At 42.4% G+C, this 16,893-nt stretch carries 16 protein-coding genes; 8 read left to right on the forward strand and 8 right to left on the reverse strand.

Features of this window, described 5'->3' with window-relative positions; translation table 11 throughout:
- Nucleotides 1-74: 74 nt before the first annotated feature.
- On the reverse strand, nt 75-1,091 hold the full coding sequence (locus ACM0OX_RS09455) for a sulfate/molybdate ABC transporter ATP-binding protein (protein WP_414514654.1): 1,017 nt from the start codon (nt 1,089-1,091) through the stop codon (nt 75-77).
- A gap of 95 nt (nt 1,092-1,186) precedes the next feature.
- On the reverse strand, nt 1,187-1,693 hold the full coding sequence (yidD, locus tag ACM0OX_RS09460) for a membrane protein insertion efficiency factor YidD (protein ID WP_414514655.1): 507 nt from the start codon (nt 1,691-1,693) through the stop codon (nt 1,187-1,189).
- Between the two features lie 193 nt (nt 1,694-1,886).
- Between yidD and chlP the strand changes: the two genes are divergently transcribed.
- The 3 genes from chlP (at nt 1,887) to ACM0OX_RS09475 (ending at nt 6,384) form a co-directional block, all read left to right on the forward strand.
- Nucleotides 1,887-3,107, forward strand: coding sequence for a geranylgeranyl reductase (gene chlP, locus ACM0OX_RS09465; protein WP_104907632.1), 1,221 nt, complete (start codon nt 1,887-1,889; stop codon nt 3,105-3,107).
- Nucleotides 3,108-3,439: 332 nt separating this feature from the next.
- Entirely contained in the window at nt 3,440-4,807 is a 1,368-nt protein-coding gene (locus ACM0OX_RS09470; RefSeq protein WP_414514656.1) for a DUF3370 domain-containing protein, read from the forward strand.
- A gap of 242 nt (nt 4,808-5,049) precedes the next feature.
- Nucleotides 5,050-6,384, forward strand: coding sequence for a pentapeptide repeat-containing protein (locus ACM0OX_RS09475; protein ID WP_414514657.1), 1,335 nt, complete (start codon nt 5,050-5,052; stop codon nt 6,382-6,384).
- A gap of 181 nt (nt 6,385-6,565) precedes the next feature.
- Here the strand turns inward: ACM0OX_RS09475 and map are convergent, their stop codons facing one another.
- Both map and ACM0OX_RS09485 read right to left on the reverse strand, forming a co-directional pair.
- Nucleotides 6,566-7,366 carry a type I methionyl aminopeptidase gene (gene map, locus ACM0OX_RS09480; protein ID WP_334839448.1) on the reverse strand — a complete coding sequence of 267 codons (801 nt, stop codon included), beginning with the start codon at nt 7,364-7,366 and terminating at the stop codon, nt 6,566-6,568.
- Nucleotides 7,366-8,382, reverse strand: a complete 1,017-nt coding sequence (locus ACM0OX_RS09485; RefSeq protein ID WP_414514658.1) for a Gfo/Idh/MocA family protein — start codon at nt 8,380-8,382, stop codon at nt 7,366-7,368. Before ACM0OX_RS09485 ends, map begins: the two co-directional genes overlap by 1 nt.
- A gap of 647 nt (nt 8,383-9,029) precedes the next feature.
- Here ACM0OX_RS09485 and ACM0OX_RS09490 point away from each other — a divergent pair.
- Nucleotides 9,030-9,329, forward strand: coding sequence for a ferredoxin (locus tag ACM0OX_RS09490; protein WP_334839451.1), 300 nt, complete (start codon nt 9,030-9,032; stop codon nt 9,327-9,329).
- 270 nt (nt 9,330-9,599) lie between these two features.
- On the opposite strand, the gene ACM0OX_RS09495 is transcribed toward ACM0OX_RS09490, so the two are convergent.
- Nucleotides 9,600-11,297 (reverse strand): SpoIID/LytB domain-containing protein, encoded by a 1,698-nt coding sequence (locus tag ACM0OX_RS09495; RefSeq protein WP_414514659.1) that lies wholly within the window; start codon nt 11,295-11,297, stop codon nt 9,600-9,602.
- A gap of 115 nt (nt 11,298-11,412) precedes the next feature.
- On the opposite strand from ACM0OX_RS09495, the gene ACM0OX_RS09500 reads away from it, so the two are divergent.
- The 4 genes from ACM0OX_RS09500 (at nt 11,413) to ACM0OX_RS09515 (ending at nt 14,343) form a co-directional block, all read left to right on the forward strand.
- Entirely contained in the window at nt 11,413-11,676 is a 264-nt protein-coding gene (locus ACM0OX_RS09500; RefSeq protein WP_334839454.1) for a sulfiredoxin, read from the forward strand.
- Between the two features lie 182 nt (nt 11,677-11,858).
- Nucleotides 11,859-12,350: a Dps family protein gene (locus tag ACM0OX_RS09505; protein WP_292739190.1), complete on the forward strand. Its 492-nt coding sequence runs from the start codon at nt 11,859-11,861 to the stop codon at nt 12,348-12,350.
- Nucleotides 12,351-12,515: 165 nt separating this feature from the next.
- Complete coding sequence (gene grpE / locus ACM0OX_RS09510; RefSeq protein WP_414514660.1) at nt 12,516-13,169, forward strand: nucleotide exchange factor GrpE; 654 nt, start codon at nt 12,516-12,518, stop codon at nt 13,167-13,169.
- Between the two features lie 847 nt (nt 13,170-14,016).
- Nucleotides 14,017-14,343: an STAS domain-containing protein gene (locus tag ACM0OX_RS09515; protein ID WP_335199233.1), complete on the forward strand. Its 327-nt coding sequence runs from the start codon at nt 14,017-14,019 to the stop codon at nt 14,341-14,343.
- Here ACM0OX_RS09515 and ACM0OX_RS09520 read toward each other — a convergent pair whose 3' ends face one another.
- The 3 genes from ACM0OX_RS09520 to ACM0OX_RS09530 all read right to left on the reverse strand — a co-directional run bounded on the left by ACM0OX_RS09520 (nt 14,344) and on the right by ACM0OX_RS09530 (nt 16,867).
- Entirely contained in the window at nt 14,344-15,480 is a 1,137-nt protein-coding gene (locus ACM0OX_RS09520) for a PP2C family protein-serine/threonine phosphatase (RefSeq protein ID WP_414514661.1), read from the reverse strand.
- A gap of 372 nt (nt 15,481-15,852) precedes the next feature.
- Nucleotides 15,853-16,620, reverse strand: coding sequence for a DUF1350 family protein (locus ACM0OX_RS09525; protein WP_414514662.1), 768 nt, complete (start codon nt 16,618-16,620; stop codon nt 15,853-15,855).
- Nucleotides 16,601-16,867 carry a hypothetical protein gene (locus ACM0OX_RS09530; RefSeq protein WP_414514663.1) on the reverse strand — a complete coding sequence of 89 codons (267 nt, stop codon included), beginning with the start codon at nt 16,865-16,867 and terminating at the stop codon, nt 16,601-16,603. Before ACM0OX_RS09530 ends, ACM0OX_RS09525 begins: the two co-directional genes overlap by 20 nt.
- Nucleotides 16,868-16,893 lie beyond the last annotated feature (26 nt).

The following is a 16,893-nucleotide window of genomic DNA, read 5'->3' on the forward strand; positions in this document are numbered from 1 at the left end:
CAACAGCTCCGCTCAGGGCAGGTTGTTGAGTTTCGACTACGCTCAACTGCCGCGTAGTCGAAACACTGCCTCCTTCAAATTGAATAAGACACTGGAAAGGACTTTGCATCCTTTGGCTTTACATACACTCGCTGTAGAGGTTCTAACTCTAAGTCATTAAAGCGATCGCGTGTTAAATGCGCCATCACTACTTGCCCGTCATCGAAAGTTAATTCCACCTGAATTTCCCAACCCAAATGTATCAATCGGCTTACTGTCGCAGCCGTAGTCGTACCGTTAGCAACCTTTTCAAAAATCACATCTTGCGGACGCAAAAATACTTGTGGGTGTGGCGTATCAAAGCCGCTACTTTGAAAAATCTTCGAGGTGCTGGGTAACACATTCACCGGGCCAATGAAGCTCATTACAAATGCGGTGGCGGGATTATCGTAAATTTCAGATGGTGTCCCCACTTGTTCCACACGTCCTTTATTCATCACCACAACCTCATCGGAAACTTCCATTGCTTCCTCTTGGTCGTGGGTGACGAAAACTGTGGTAACATGAACCTCATCATGGAGGCGGCGTAACCATGCCCGTAAATCTTTACGGACTTTAGCATCGAGTGCGCCAAAGGGTTCATCTAGCAATAAAACTTCCGGTTCTACTGCCAATGCCCTGGCTAATGCTACCCGTTGTCTTTGACCGCCAGAAAGTTGTGATGGATAGCGATCGCCTAATCCAGTCAATTGCACCAATTCGAGTAACTGTTCTACCCGCCCCTTAATCCTCTTTGGCTGTGCCTTACGAATTTCTAAGCCAAAGGCAATATTTTGCTTAACAGTCAGATGCTTGAATAGGGCATAGTGCTGAAATACAAACCCAATATTTCGCTGTTGCACACTTTGGTATGTAGCGTCCTTACCGGTAAGCAGGATTTTGCCGCTATCTGGCATTTCTAAACCGGAAATCAACCGTAATAGCGTAGATTTACCCGATCCCGATGGCCCGAGTAACGCAACTAGCGAACCACTCTTAATTTCCAGGCTGACTTGATCGACTGCCTTGAAACTCCCGAATTGTTTGGAGACGTTCTCAACTACTATACCCACTGCTACTATAACCTCTGCAACTAAATCTACAGATCCTTGGTAGGATTACTGTGTCCTACATATACCATATATCGTTATTTATGGATGAACAAGATTTAGCTACCACAACTGCCGCAATCGAGGAAGCTACAATCAGCCCCACTGCAATCTAGGGAACTACAATCAGCAGCACCACAATCAAGGGAACCACAATCGGGAGTCATGCTAACGATCTCGACACAATTGCAGCCCAGATCGGCACAATCAAAACAGTTGGTATTGTCGCTACTCATAAATGAAGATTTTTGAGTAACTTTACCAGATGCTTGTCGTTGCTGCTTGTCTGCTTCCTCCTCTGTGGATTCTTCTGAGTTCTCGCTCTGCATTCGCAAAATTTGGTTAGCTTCCTTGCAAGCTTGAAATCGTTCGCGGGAATTAACAAAAGCTACTTTTAACCCTTCCTTGGCAACTACCCGCTTAATGTATTGAGAGCAAGATTCGCCGCCATATAATATTCTGTGGGCACAAGCAAAACCTTTGTGCGGAGAAATATGTTTTTGATAGCCAGTAATTGCGGCAGTACTAACTTGTCTAGTCAAAGAATCGAATAAGGAAATCTGCATATTGAGGACTGGGGACTGGGTAGGCAATATTCTTCATTTTTCCCAATACCCAATGCCCAATACCCAACTCTAATTCGTATCGAAACATTAAGGAATATTGCATTTGTGCAGAAACCTGGAGGAAAAGCGCCAAATCACTAGAAAGACCGTGGTAGTATGCTCTCGGTAAATGTGAAGATTGGGAGAAAGACCTTTGACACTACGGGTTGCTGTTATTGGGTCAGGCCCTGCTGGTTCATCTGCCGCTGAAACACTGGCAGCCTCTGGGATTGAAACCTACCTGTTTGAGCGGAAGCTAGACAATGCAAAGCCTTGTGGGGGTGCAATTCCCCTGTGTATGGTGAGTGAATTTGACTTACCACCAGAGATTATCGATCGCCGGGTACGGAAGATGAAAATGATTTCGCCTTCCAATCGCGAGGTTGATATCAATCTGGTAAATGAAGATGAATATATAGGAATGTGCCGCCGAGAAGTGTTAGATGGCTTTTTGCGCGATCGCGCGGCAAAAGTCGGCGCAAATTTAATTAATGCCACTGTTCATAAACTCGATATACCAGGAAACAATACCGATCCCTATACCATTCATTACATTGACCACACAGATGGGATATCACAGGGTATTGCCAAAACTCTGAAGGTGGATCTGATTATTGGGGCAGATGGGGCTAATTCCCGCGTTGCCAAAGAAATGGATGCTGGGGATTACAATTATGCGATCGCTTTCCAAGAGCGAATTCGCTTACCCGAAGACAAAATGGCCTACTATAACGATCTCGCCGAAATGTATGTCGGTGATGACGTTTCTACCGATTTCTACGCTTGGGTTTTCCCCAAATATGACCACGTAGCTGTCGGTACTGGCACAATGCACATCAATAAAGCCAGCATCAAACAGTTACAAGCTGGTATCCGCGCTCGTGCTTCCGAGAAGTTGGCAGGCGGTAAAATCATCAAAGTTGAAGCCCACCCCATTCCCGAACATCCCCGTCCCCGTCGTGTTGTCGGTCGCATCGCCTTGGTGGGAGATGCTGCTGGTTACGTTACCAAGTCCTCTGGTGAAGGTATCTATTTTGCCGCTAAATCTGGGCGGATGTGTGCCGAAACCATTGTGGAAACATCTAATGGTGGTAGCCGGATTCCTACAGAAGGCGACCTGAAGGTTTACCTGAAGCGTTGGGATAAAAGATACGGACTCACCTACAAGGTGTTGGACATTCTGCAAACCGTGTTCTATCGTTCCGACGCCACCCGCGAAGCGTTTGTGGAAATGTGCGATGACCTCGATGTACAACGGCTAACATTCGATAGCTATCTGTATAAGACGGTTGTCCCAGCTAATCCCATCACCCAACTGAAAATTACTGCCAAAACTATTGGTAGTCTAATTCGGGGTAATGCCCTTGCACCTTAATTGAGTGTGGAATCCTGTAAATTGCAACAATTGGTACTCCCTGGTTAATGCAAGAGACGCGATGAATCGCCGTCTCTACAATAATTACTCTTTTGTAGAGACGGCGATTTATCGCGTCTTTGTGATGATTTATCGCATATTTAGCGGTCTAAAATTTTCATCAAAAAACCTTAACCAAGCCGTATTGCTCCCCGGTCTAAAGACACGGGGATTTTAATTTCACCCTAGCCACTTCTCAACTAGGCAACCTCCTCTAACTTGTTACGGGTCGCAGGAGGTGTATATTAGGATGCTGTATTCTGCACTTCAGCGATAAATTGCTTTCTGAATAAATGCTTAATCTTATTTCCTATTTGTTTTTAGCTCAAGCATCGCCTTCTCCTCCACCTGCACCACAGGAAATCTTCGTTCCCCAACAAACAAGACCTTTAACAGGACATCTTGACGAAGTACCGGTATTTAACAGTAATAACCCAGAAGTAGTTAAGAGTGAAGGAATTCTGCTGTCTACATTTCCTCCTCAAGGCAAAAAAGTGCCCAGCGCCCACCTAAACTTTCCATTTCAGGGAAGGTTTGATTTATTTTCTCACCATATTGCTAGAGCGATTGAGACGCCAAATGATTTGCGGACTCTTTATTTGGGAGTGATTGTTTACAATCCCAGCGATCGCTCTGCAACTGTCAATATCTTGCAAGCAGCTAGTTATGTAAGTCAACCTGATGCACCTTTTGTCAAGCTGCCTCCCATGCTGTCAAATAATTCGGGAAACATTTATGCCGGGCCGGGCGATCGCGTCATGAATGATCTGCTGCGAGCCAGACGACAAGGATGGCCAGCCCAGTTGGTAATTCCACCAAAACAAAGCCGGATGTTAATGAATCATCCAATTCCCGTGCGGACTTTAACGCCGCCATTGAATGGACGTTCTACTTTGTTACGTTTATATAGCGATCGTCCTGTTTATATGGCGAACCTGGCCATGTTTGCCAAACCCAATCCCGATGGTAGTGAACGAGCGCCTACTTTAGAAGAATGGGAGAATTTATTAGAAAATGGTGATTTTGCAGGGCCCCGCGAACCGGCTCCCAGTCCTCCAGATAAACTTGCAGGGGCAACAGAAATTTACGGACGGGTAGCGGGAGTAGCTGTTGGCTCTCGTTGGCAAGCACAAGTTACCGACTCTAATAGTTCATACCTGACAATTCCCGAATTAGGACAGGCTTTTTCTTACGGTTTAAGTACCCTTTTGGCTGGCAAAATGGGTACTGGACAAAACCAAACGGCTAAACTCGTAGCGCGTTATCCTGGTACTGCTTACGAAGCTCACGGCAACTACGGGATTGAATACAATATCTCTCTACCATTATTCAACAATACCGATAAGCCGCAAACTATAAATGTACTTTTCCAAACGCCTATCAAAGAAGATGAGTTAAGTAAACCAGGGCTGCGCTTTTTTTCACCACCCCAACCATCTGTCTTTTTCCGAGGCACAGTTCGTATTCGCTACAACGACGATAATGGCTTACCCAGAACCCAATATTGGCATTTAGTTCAACAACGGGGACAAATGGGAGAACCGCTTGCTCAATTAAAAATATCTCCTGGACAGCGCCGACTGGTAGAAGTGGATTTTCTCTACCCACCTGATGCTACGCCCCCTCAAATGCTGACAATTCAAACTGTAGACCAAACATAAGGTATAGGGCAAAGGAGAACAAAAAAGTTATCAAAAAATCCTTGCCAATGCCAGCTTCTACTTAAGTTGATAGAGGTGAACTGCTGTTGTGCCCTTACAAATTGTGTGTACTTGAGGCAATTGGAAACTGCTATATGTAGCGTTTCTCAGTCGTATGTAATACAGGTCTTTGGTTTTTAGGTTTAGTGCAATTTCTGATAAAACAGATGTTGTTCTGAATCTACTGGGGCAAAATAGAAAACATGACGATTGAATCCAATTCCTCTAATCTACCAACCCCAGAACCAGACCCCGAAAATGATTTGCAGCCGGATGACTTTGACGGGAGTGCAAATGAGAAAAACCTAGCCTCACAAGCACTAGCAGCAATTGGTTCTTTGCAATCTCCGCAACATACAACTGCTTTACAACAAACCCGTTTTGACTTCAAGCAACCCATTAGCAAGCAATTCACAGTTAAGCCGAGGGCATTGCTGATTATTTTAATAGCGATCGCCATCACCCTCGTTGGAGTTCTCCTCAATAACTGGATCGTGGGCATTATCGGCACGCTGATAACTTTGCTGTTATCCCTAGCGATATTATTGCCTTGGTTACAAGAAGTTTTAGACGAGTGGTTTTCACCCCAAGAACGCACCCTATTTGTTGCCTTTTTGGGACTAATAGTAGCTATTATCGGCACGATCAGGTTCACAGGTATAGGCGATCGCTTACTGCTTTTAGGACGCCAGATTAACTGGGATATTGCTGGTAGCCTAGCAGAATGGTTTGGCGCTTTGGGGCAAATTCTCATCGCTATCATTGCCGTTTACGTAGCATGGCGACAATATGTCATTTCCAAAGACTTGACAATTCAGCAAAACCTACTAACAGTTCAGCAAAATATTATCACCCAGCAACAGACGATTGATTCCTATTTCCAAGGCGTTTCCGACTTAGTATTAGATGAAGAAGGATTATTAGAAGATTGGCCCCAAGAAAGAGCGATCGCGGAAGGACGCACTGCGGCAATTTTAAGTAGTGTCGATGGTAGTGGGAAAGCGAAAATTCTCCGTTTTTTGTCACGTTCCAAGTTGCTCTCACCCCTACAACGCGATGGTCGATTAGGTCGAGCCATTCTTGACGGGAGTGGCGGATATGCAGAAGACCGCCTTGAAGGTGTGCGCGTCATCGATTTAGGCGTAATGCTAGCCGCCGCAGACCTTTCTGGCACTGATTTGCGTTGGACTGATTTGAGCGAAGCTAATCTTGTCCGCGCTAATCTGGTCGGTTGTGACTTAGTAAAAGCTAACCTTTCTCGTACAATTTTATATAATGCTAATCTCAGTGGTGCTGACCTGAACGGGATTCGCCTATTCTACGGTGTACTGGAAAAAGCATCACCCCGCAGTCGGACTGAACGACCAGATTATGAAATCGGCGAACACACTGGCGCTGTGGTGGAAAATGCCGATTTTACGAATGTGCAGCGGATGTCTGAGTCTGCGCGTTGCTACTGTTGCGCTTGGGGTGGTGAAAAAACTAGAGGTACTATTCCTGGTGGTTGTGAAGGTATTCCCAATAAGTTGGGAAGATAATTATAAGACTAGATAAAAAAATTACTCCTTTGTGCAACTCATAGCGTTTTCCATCGTTGGGATACCATTCGATAAATTCATTGAAGGTAGCTAAGAGTAGATGTATTAATAGTGGCTGAAACCATAGAGATTTTTCCTTCCAGGTTCAGAACTAGAGCAGCAATACCTACTCTTAATTATTCTAACTAGCTGTTTTATCTAGGTTCCAGTAATTCACACCTTCAGGAAGGGTGAGGATTTCAACGCCGTCTTCAGTTACAGCTAAGGTATGCTCGCATTGAGCAGAAAGCTTGCGATCGCGCGTTACCGCAGTCCATTTATCGCTGAGAACTTCGACTTCGTAAGTACCTTCATTAATCATTGGTTCAATGGTAAAAACCATCCCCGATCTGAGGCGCTTGCCCTTACCACGAGTGCCATAGTGGGGAACATCCGGCGCAGTATGGAAAATATTACTGATGCCGTGGCCAACGAAATCTCGCACTACAGAAAAGCCTTGTCCTTCAGCATACTCTTGAATGGCTGCACCAATGTCGCCAATGCGTGCCCCAGGTTTAACTTCAGCAATACCCAGACGGAGACACTCTTCTGTCACCTCTACCAGCTTCCTCGTTTTTGGCGAAGGGGTACCAACAAAGAATGTCTTGGATGTATCGCCGTGATAACCTTCAACAATGGGCGTTACATCAATATTAATGATGTCACCTTCTTTCAGGATTTGCTTGGCGTTGGGAATGCCGTGACAAATTACCTCATTTACACTAGTGCAAATTGATTTAGGATAACCCTTATAGCCAAGGGGTGCGCTTTTTGCGCCATGCGCTTGCGTCCAGCGTTCGGCTTCATCATTTAGTTCGAGAGTGCTAACCCCTGGTTTCACAAAGGGTTCGAGATGCTGAAGGAGTTTAGCAGCTAAACGCCCAGCTTGACGCATTTTCTCTATTTCTCGTTGGGATAAAATAACAATTAGTTCAGTTTTCATTAACTTTTATCTAAAGTATCTTTCATAAACATAGTTAACCCTGTCTGTGCAGCTCTTTGTGCAGTATCAGCAACCTTGAGGGTATACAAGCTCTCCTCTGGGGTAACGTACAAAGGAGTCCCGTCAAAAAGATGGTCTAACACCATACTCGTATCTTTGGCGAACAAACCCCGACGAGGCCCAACCTCTATAGGTGTTGTTTCCCCCGGCTGGACGAATATTCCGGTGTCGCCATCAAAAATTAAACCACCTTTTTCACCGTGAACTTCAAACTTGCGTTCTGATTGCCAAATACTTTCGCCTTTGCCGTAAACTACTTGGGCTAAAAGTCCACTGTTAAAGGACAGTTCACTAGTGCAGAAACAGGTTTGGTAGTATTCCGGTTCTATTTCCCAATATCGCTGGTGACAGTTAACAGTAAATACTGTACCAAATAAATCGATGAGGCGATGTAGGCGAGACAGGGCCCCAATTAAGGGAAAGCCAAAAAACTCGTGGTTATAAGTCCATTTGCGGGGTGCAGGATTTTGAGAATTGATGGTGCTGTAGCGAACATAAAACACCTCACCAATTTTGTCTAGGTTTTGCTTCAAAGCTTGATGCAAACCACCCAAAAGTTCCAGATGTTCAACGTGTAGGAGTTTTTGTTGTGCTTTGGCTAAGGCAATCAGTTCCTCAGCTTCAAATACATCCAACGAAAGAGGATACTCTACAATCACATGTTTGCCGTTGCTAAGTGCTACACGAGCGATCGCACCATGATCTCGATTAATAGTGGAGATCGCTACTAGGTCTATATCTTCACGCTTTACTAGCTCTTGCCAAGTATTCAAGACTTCAATCTGGTACTCTCTGGCAAAGGTTTCGGTTTTTTCTCTTGTATGACCAACAACTGCGACTATATGCGATCGCTCATCGTGGAGCAATGCTTCAGCCCGAAACTTTGCCGCATACCCAGTACCTACCAAACCTACACGCACTTTTGCTTTTTCCAAAGCTGCCTCTGAATTATACATTATCCTTATTAGTTCTGTTCTCGATCTTCCCACGCTTCTAGTGGTGAGATTCTCTCTTCATGGGGTTCACCAGTCTAGACTCTACAACATTCGCCCTACCCCCTCAAGGGCAAATAAGACTTTATTTGCAGCTAGATAGAATTACGTGTACTCAAAAAGGAAGACTTCAAAAGAAAAGCCCTTTTTTTACCCATAATGTTAGAAATTTGTCAATCAATGAACAAAAAAAATGGCAAAAGAAAAATTACATCTCTACTGTACTGTTATGTTTCCTTCATTTATAACAGGCGCATTTAAATCAGATTAGAAAATGAAACAGCCCTATTTTTTAAAGGAGTTGGGGAATCTCTTCTACGTAAGTCCTACAAAATATCGGTAACATTAACCTTACTCATGCTTAAGTTTCAGGCATATAATTTTTTCTAATCACAACCTGACTAGGGTAGATAATAATATAAAGAAAACTTATCGGGATTAAGTAACTAAATTTCATTACTAATCGGGTTCAATTTCCAGTTACATCGTTTAATTTTTCTCGTAGTATCAGAAATGAAGCAAATTTAAACCAGCGGCTAATTCCACAGAACAGCCGCTATCTTTGCCTTAAGATAACTTATACTGCCGTTTACAAAAGAGAGGATTACTCAATGCCAACTTATAAAGTGACACTACTCAACGAAGCCGAAGGTCTGAACCAAACACTTGAAGTTGATGATGATGTCTATATTCTAGATGCTGCCGAAGAAGCTGGTCTTGACTTGCCCTACTCTTGCCGCGCTGGTGCTTGCTCGACCTGTGCAGGTAAAATCACCAAGGGTACTGTCGATCAGGGCGATCAGTCATTCTTAGATGATGAACAAATAGAAAAGGGATATGTACTGACTTGTGTTGCTTACCCAACCTCTGACGTAACAATCGAAACTCACAAAGAAGAAGACCTTTACTAAGAGTTAAGCCACTCAAACTTGAACCTCTTGCAAGAGTTACTAATTTCGACAAAATAGAAGCAGGATATCCAGAGTTAACACCCTTGCAATGCAATTCCGTGTGTACCTCTAAAAGCGACTTTGACAAAAAGTCTAATTTTATGTTGGGCAGGAACACAGCAAATCTTGTGTTCCTGCTTAATTTTTTAAGTATGGAGTTTCCTATCTATATTTTGGCCTCTTTTTAACTCCCGACTCCTAACTCACAGATGCAACTTGAATGCCAATAGCTCAAAGCTTAATTTCTTTTTTGAGAATTTGAATCTGAGTACCAGGATAGTAAAATTGGAGAATTTTTGGACTTGACCAACCTAGTTTTGCTAAATTTTGAGCGCCAGTTTGACTCAAGCCGACTCCATGTCCTAATCCACCACCAATAAAAGCGTATCCCCAGAGTTCAGATTTGCCTTTGTTCAGGGGTTCGATGTAAAAAAGCGTACTTGTAGGGGCTGCAAAAGCACTGCGAACTTCGTCTTTGTGCAAAATAAAGGTGCTGCGATCGGTTTTAACTGCAAGTTCAAGGATACGTCCACTCTGGCTTCGCTCCACTACTGCCATAGCCTGAATTGTCTTAAATTTGGCATGGGGACTGTTTTTCACCTGTAAAAATTTTTGCAAGTCCTTGATAATATCCTTTAAAGGGGTTTCCTTATGCCAACGAAACATATCCCACTTGCTTTCATTAAATCCTTGTTGCGTATTAATAAATTTCTGGAAATTCTTTTCATTTGCTAAATTCTGCTTAGACAAGTCCCAAAAATTAGTCGGAGCATCCAGTACAGGGCGCAGGTAGGGACGATCTTCGCCATTCCAGACATCGCTAAAGGAAGCAGTGACGCCACCAGTGGTAGAAGAATACAGGGCGTCTACGAGTTCATTTTTATAAGTTAGTACTTTACCCCTAGTTGAGGCGATCGCTTGGTCTGTTTTGGCAGCTGCTCCCTTCAGCCCATAATAAACTTGGCAGTGAGTATCAGCACACAACTGATAGTTATCTGCGGCAAACCTACGTAAATTTCTCAAGGCATAAGTCCGAGCGAGAATTGCCTGAGCTTCTAGTGCCGCTTTTGGTGCATCTGTTCCTATTTCGTAAGGCACAACCCCACGCAAATAAGTTTCTAAAGGTACTTGGTTAACGAGAGTGTATGTGCCATAAGCGTTTGGCTGCAAATTCATTCGACCGGCATAAAGACGAGCAAGCTCTTGTTTTTCGGTTTTATTTACCCGAATCAAGTTTTTATCAGTGCTAATTTCCAAGTCATTCGGGCTATAGCGATTACCATCCACCACCCAACTCACTCGCGGCACTTTTTTCAACACTTTAGTATCAAGATATACTTTTTCTTGGGTAGAAGCTTGGATGTTTTGTAATAACAAGCGTCGCAGTAAAGGAGTGCTGTAAACATCTCGTTTAGCCCAAACCTGCCAGCGTTCTGGCTGGGCTATTTCCACTTCCATTCCCTTAGAACGCCATTTATTAGCACTATCTTCCGCAGTTTCAAAAGTGCGGTATGTGCCTAAAACTACTACTTCTTCGACTGCTGGCTGGGGTAAAGCTTGCATGACTGTTTCCAGCTTTACAGGATTCTTAGTAAACAGGATTTGCTGCTTATTGCCCGTTTGAAATTTTAACCTTAAGCGATCGCCTTTGATGGGTTCCAGTTGTAGCTTGGCTGTGGCTTCGGCGCCAAATCGCTGCACAATCCCAATTTTCAGTTCTATATCCTGGATGTTGCTCTCAGGGCCTGATGCAGCAGTCAGTCCCAATAGACAAAATGTTGTCAGCACAGTGTGGGAAAAACGCCAAAACGAAAATTTCATGGCTACCTGATAGGGAAGCGATAGCGAGTACTCAAGCGTCTTCTGCCCCTTAATGCGTCGTTGGAGCTGATTTTCCAATTGCTTTGTAGCGCGGTTTTTTTGTCGCATGAATGCTCCAATGATACCATTACCAATTTTGCCCTAAATACTAGTTGCAAAACGAAGTCATAATGACTATGATTTATTTAGAGAGAAAAAACAGAACTAGTTGGATAAACTCTTTATGGTTAGAGTCCAAGAAATTCCATTAAATCAGATAAAACGGCCATTGCCTCGTACAAACGATCCAAAAAAAGTACAAGCCTTAATGGAATCGATTGCGGAGATTGGGCAGCAAGAACCTATCGATGTCCTAGAAGTAGATGGACAATATTATGGCTTTTCTGGTTGCCATCGGTATGAAGCTTGCCAGCGTTTAGGCAAAGAAACCGTTTTAGCCAGAGTCCGTAAAGCACCCCGTAGCGTTTTGAAGATGCACTTAGCATAGACAATGGGAGTGGAGAAGGGAATAGGTTACAGGGAATAGGTTACAGATTATTCCCTATCACATGTCACCTCTTTGTTGGTCTTCTACACTGGCTACTTGTTGGTTAAGATTATTCTCTGTCACCTCTCCCCTGTCACCTCTCCCCCATTCCCAATTACATATAACCTAATTAGGAGAAAATTATGTCATCGAAAGTAACAGTCAAAAATGTAAATATCGGCATTGACGAGGCGAGTAGGGCTAAAATTGCCGATGGTTTATCTCACCTGTTAGCTGACACTTATACACTGTATCTGAAAACTCATAATTTTCATTGGAATGTAACGGGGCCGATGTTTCAAACATTGCATTTGATGTTTGAGACCCAGTATACAGAATTAGCGTTAGCAGTGGATTTAATAGCCGAGAGAATTAGAGCGCTTGGCTATCCCGCACCAGGAACCTACAGCGAATACGCCAAACTGAGTTCGATTCCAGAAACTCCTGGAGTTCCTAAAGCTGTGGAGATGATCCGCTTGTTAGTGGAAGGACAAGAAGCCGTAGTCAGAACTGCACGATCTATTTTTCCTGTGATAGAGGAAGTTAACGACGAACCTACCGCCGATTTATTGACTCAGCGGATGCAAGTACACGAAAAGACAGCTTGGATGTTGAGAAGTTTACTGGAAGAATAGGGAATAGGGCATAGGGAATAGGGAATAGGGGACAAAGAAAAACTTAATCGTCAATGCCCAATTCCCAATGCCCTTCAGGAGTGCTGAGTTGGGAATCTCACTTCTTTACTCAGGACTCGGAACGGGCTAAACCCTAGCTATCCCCTAACGGAACTGTTTTGCCAAATGCCCAATATTAATTTCACCCAAAAGTTGCAAGATTTAATGCAACAGGTAGGTATTTCTAGTTTTAAAGGGCTGAGTCGCGCTGCTGGCGTCTCAGAGCGTCAACTTTCGCGGTTACGCCAAGGAAAGTTAGAGCAGATGCGGGTGGATGTGCTGCTTAAGCTTTCGCCAGTGCTACAGATGCCATTGAATGAATTAATCGCAACTTTTTCAACCGTAGAGTTGTTACAAGAGAAAACAGCACCTACCCAGGAATTGTTACAAGAAATTACAAATTTAAGAAGAGAGTACGATCGCTCGCAGTTTCAATTAGAACAACAGCGAGAAATATTACTACAAGAACTCCAGCAGTCGACTTTGCAACTGCTGGAGTCTTTATTATTGCAATGGCCAACAGCAGCAAAGACAGCGCAGGAGAATCCCCAGCTAGAAGCAATCAAAATAGTACCGTTGGTGCAGAAACCCCTGGAAAAGTTTTTACAGGCGTGGGGAGTGGAAGCGATCGCCCCTGTGGGAGCAGAATTACCTTACGATCCCCAACTGCACCAATTGATAAAGGGAACTGCACAACCTGGAGAAACAGTCAAAGTACGCTACACTGGCTACCTTCAAGGTGAGAAACTGCTTTACAGAGCCAAAGTGAGTCCTGTTTGAGAGAGTGAGGAGTTAGGAGTAACAAATTCACAACTCTTTACTTTTTGTATTGTCTATCGAGAAATGACAGATATTGGGAATACTAAAATAGCAGAGGCGATCGCCTTCAGAAAACTTCTTTTAAAGCCTTAGTCTCGGTTCTAGCTTGCTTGGCGCTGTTGAAACCTAAATTTTTGGCTCTAGAGCGGTAGTCCAGAGGTAAATTATTTCAATTATGTAAGTAATTGGACATAAATAAATATAGATCCTAGTTACCATCATAAGTACTCAGGGAGGAAAAGCTACTGCTAGACTCGGTTTAGCTATGTGTAGGCGTAGCCCGCCGTAAGCATTGCTGCAACTAGTTGAATTCTGAATTGCTTAATGACTAGCTATTGTCATGAGATTTATTAGAGAATCTCAGTTTTGCAAAAATTTTTGGTAAATAATCTGAAAAGCAGTAACTTCAGCTTGTATGTAAGTATATATCTAAATCCATGAGATACAAGTAAGTCGGCGTTAAAAATTAACATACATGACAAAACATCAAATCAACGAACGGCTTATAAATTCGTCATTACAACATTTTTACAAAACTAAAATACCAGTTTTTTGTCATGCCAACTGACTTAGCTTGTTTATTTATAATTGATCTATTTCTAGTAAGAAAACTATACTAAATTAAGCTAATGATTTATTTTGATTACAAAAAAATAGATTCAAAATTTTATAATTAATCTTTATCTATCCTGATTAATTATTAATGATTACTCAATAGATAATATTAAATTTTATTTTACAAGCATTTTTAAATGTTCTATAATGGCGAAATCAGAGTATTATTTACATAAGTCAGAGTGACATAATTATGAGAGAACAAGTAAAAGTTATTAAGCTTAGTGGTAATTTGAATGCCACAACTTCACAAGACTTTCGACAAAATATCACTGATATTCTAGAAAGTGGTGCGAAAATTGTGTTAGTTGATTTTAAAGATGTAACGTTTATGGATAGTTCGGGTTTGGGAGCTTTAGTATTAGCTTTTAAAACCTTGCGAGCCGCCGATACTAAGCTTGTTCTCTGCTCAATTAATGAGCAAGTCAGGATATTATTTGAACTGACTAATATGGATAAAGTATTTGAAATCTTTCCCAGTCAAGATGCATTTAACCAGGTTTTAGTCTCTAAAACCTAATTAATCAAACTTCATTTGCAAAATAGATAAATCATCATCAAAAGCATCTTTGGAGTTCAGAGCTATTAAATAACTGAGTACGCGATCGAGTTGGCTATCAACAGGATCTTGTAAGCTAACTAGTAGCTGAATAAAAGCATCTAAACTCCAAAGTGTGCCGTCTGATTTAGTTATTTCATAAGCGCCATCACTAAAAATATAAAGGGTACTGAATTTTTCAATATTGCAAAACCCATCAACATATTTTGCCTCTGGAAACATGCCAACTGGCATACCAGGGGTTTTTAGGAGTTTAACTTCAGACTTTCTTGGAGATGTGCCAGTTACTAAAACTGCTGGTGGATGACCTGCGCTAGCATAAATTAACTGGCGGTTGATTCGATTGTAAACTCCGTACCAAATCGTAAAGTATTTATCATTTTGATAATTCATCTGAAAAGTGTCATTTAAAGCCTTCAATACATCACTAGGTTGATAGTAATCAAGACCTTTGAGCGCACGAGAACGCAGTAGATTCAGCACTGAAACAGAGGGAAGAGTAGCTTTGAGTCCGTGTCCGGCGGTATCGAGTAAGTAAATTGCCAGATAGTCATCATCGAGCCAATAGTAATCGAAACAGTCACCGCCGAGTTGTCGCGAGGGAATGAATCGGAAATTTATATTGAAGGGTTCGGTCATGGAAAAAGGTAGCAGCGATCGCACATATTCTGCTGCTTCTGACATTTCTGATTCTAAAAGCAACTTTTGAGCCTGCAAATCTCTACTCAACTGATGCAGGCGTAATCCCGCTCTTACGCGTGCTTGTAATTCATTATGCTCAATAGGTTTAGAGATAAAATCATCGGCACCAGCATCTAAACCTTTGACACAATCGGCAACGGAATCTAAGGATGTTAATAAAATAAAGAATGTGGTAAAAAATTTCGGGTCTGTCTTAATGCGGTGGCAAACTTCTAGTCCAGTCAACCCCGGCATGATCCAATCACAAATAATTAGTGCTGGGCGATAAACTAGTGCCTTTTCTATTCCTTCCTCGCCGCTACTGGCAGTAACAACCTCATAACCCTGTTTTTCCAACATCCTTTTCAGGAGTATTTTTATTGAATGGTCATCATCAATTATTAGTATTTGAAACATATAAATTTTTTGAAAACACTCATTAATAATTTTTTGTCAAACTAGAAAATAAAAATATGATATGAGCTAATAAGCTAGTAGTATCAATACAGAGATGCTATAGCGCTTATAGTACCTTCTCCCTTGGCGTTAGCCTCTCCCTTTGGGAGAAGGGGAGACGCTAGCGCGAATAGAGAACTCTTAAAGTAGCCGCTACGCGTCTATGTATGCAATAGACTTTGACTACTCTCTCTTAAAAAGAGAGAGTACCTTACGTTGTAGCAACAGGCGTAAGGAGTTGAGGGTTTGGTCTTTATTCGACTCAAATGAGAAGCACTATAACTCATTTCTATTTACTCATGGAATTTACGACTGTTTAACAGTCATAAAATATTATGGCGATCCTAAAGGATTTAGCCATAAAAGAATGTTGCTTTTTAACTGGTTTAAGTCGCGGTATGCTTCTTGCTTGAACCATTGTCCTAAAGCATCAAAGGGGGTAAAAGATGTTCCCGTTTGCCATTTAATATCTTGACCTAAAGGTGTTGTATGATTTCCTGGTAAAGTTTGCGCTGTCACCATCTCATCAAAACGTTCTTGTAATATTTTGGTTAAAGCTGCCGATTGATCGATGGTGTCATTACTAAATTTTATTAATAAATTGCGTCGGATATTGTAACTTTCTTGGACAAGTTTGTTAGTTTCTAACGGCGATGGGGTAAATTCAATCGCAAAAGTAGAATTAAATTGTTCTACTAGAGGGATAGCTTCTTTCGCGGCGTAGTTGTTGAAGGATATTAAAATATTGCCTGCACGTTCTACTTTAAAAAGGCTGCCAATCAGCAAGTGGAGTTTACAGCCCATACTGTGTCCAACGCCGTAGATGGGAAAGTAAAGCTTGCGTAATGCTCCAGAATCATGCAATCGTTCGAGGGTGCGGTCAAAGTTTAACAGCACAGATTTTGCGATCGCAGTATGATCTAGTGTATTAACAAAAGGCGTAGCAATTACAACATAGCCTTTACTTGCTAGTTGTTCGAGTAACCAGCGATAAGTGATGTGCGGTGCAGTGGCGACAAATGCACCTCCTAAAAAATGAACGATACCTATGGGATTTCGGGGAATAATTACCCAGTTTCCTCTAATTTCTTTCCAGTCCATGCGGATAAGCGATCGCTTTACGATTATTCTTTATGTTAGACCGGGGATTGCAACCGTGGGAAAGATTATAGAAAAAAGCCATTGATAATCTCTGGCGAGTAGGTTGGAAACCAATCCACCCAGCAGCGTCTATGGATTTATCAGAAGCACCTACGCTTTCTCCAACTCTTTCTAAATCCCTATTACAAAACTTAATTACGTTAGCGCAGCGTAAAGCCTTCTCTACGAGAGGCTGCGCCAACGGCATGGCTTCGCTTAGAGCGAGTCCGCGTT

It is taken from the genome of Nostoc sp. PCC 9305 (genome assembly GCF_963920915.1).
Lineage (GTDB): Bacteria > Cyanobacteriota > Cyanobacteriia > Cyanobacteriales > Nostocaceae > Nostoc.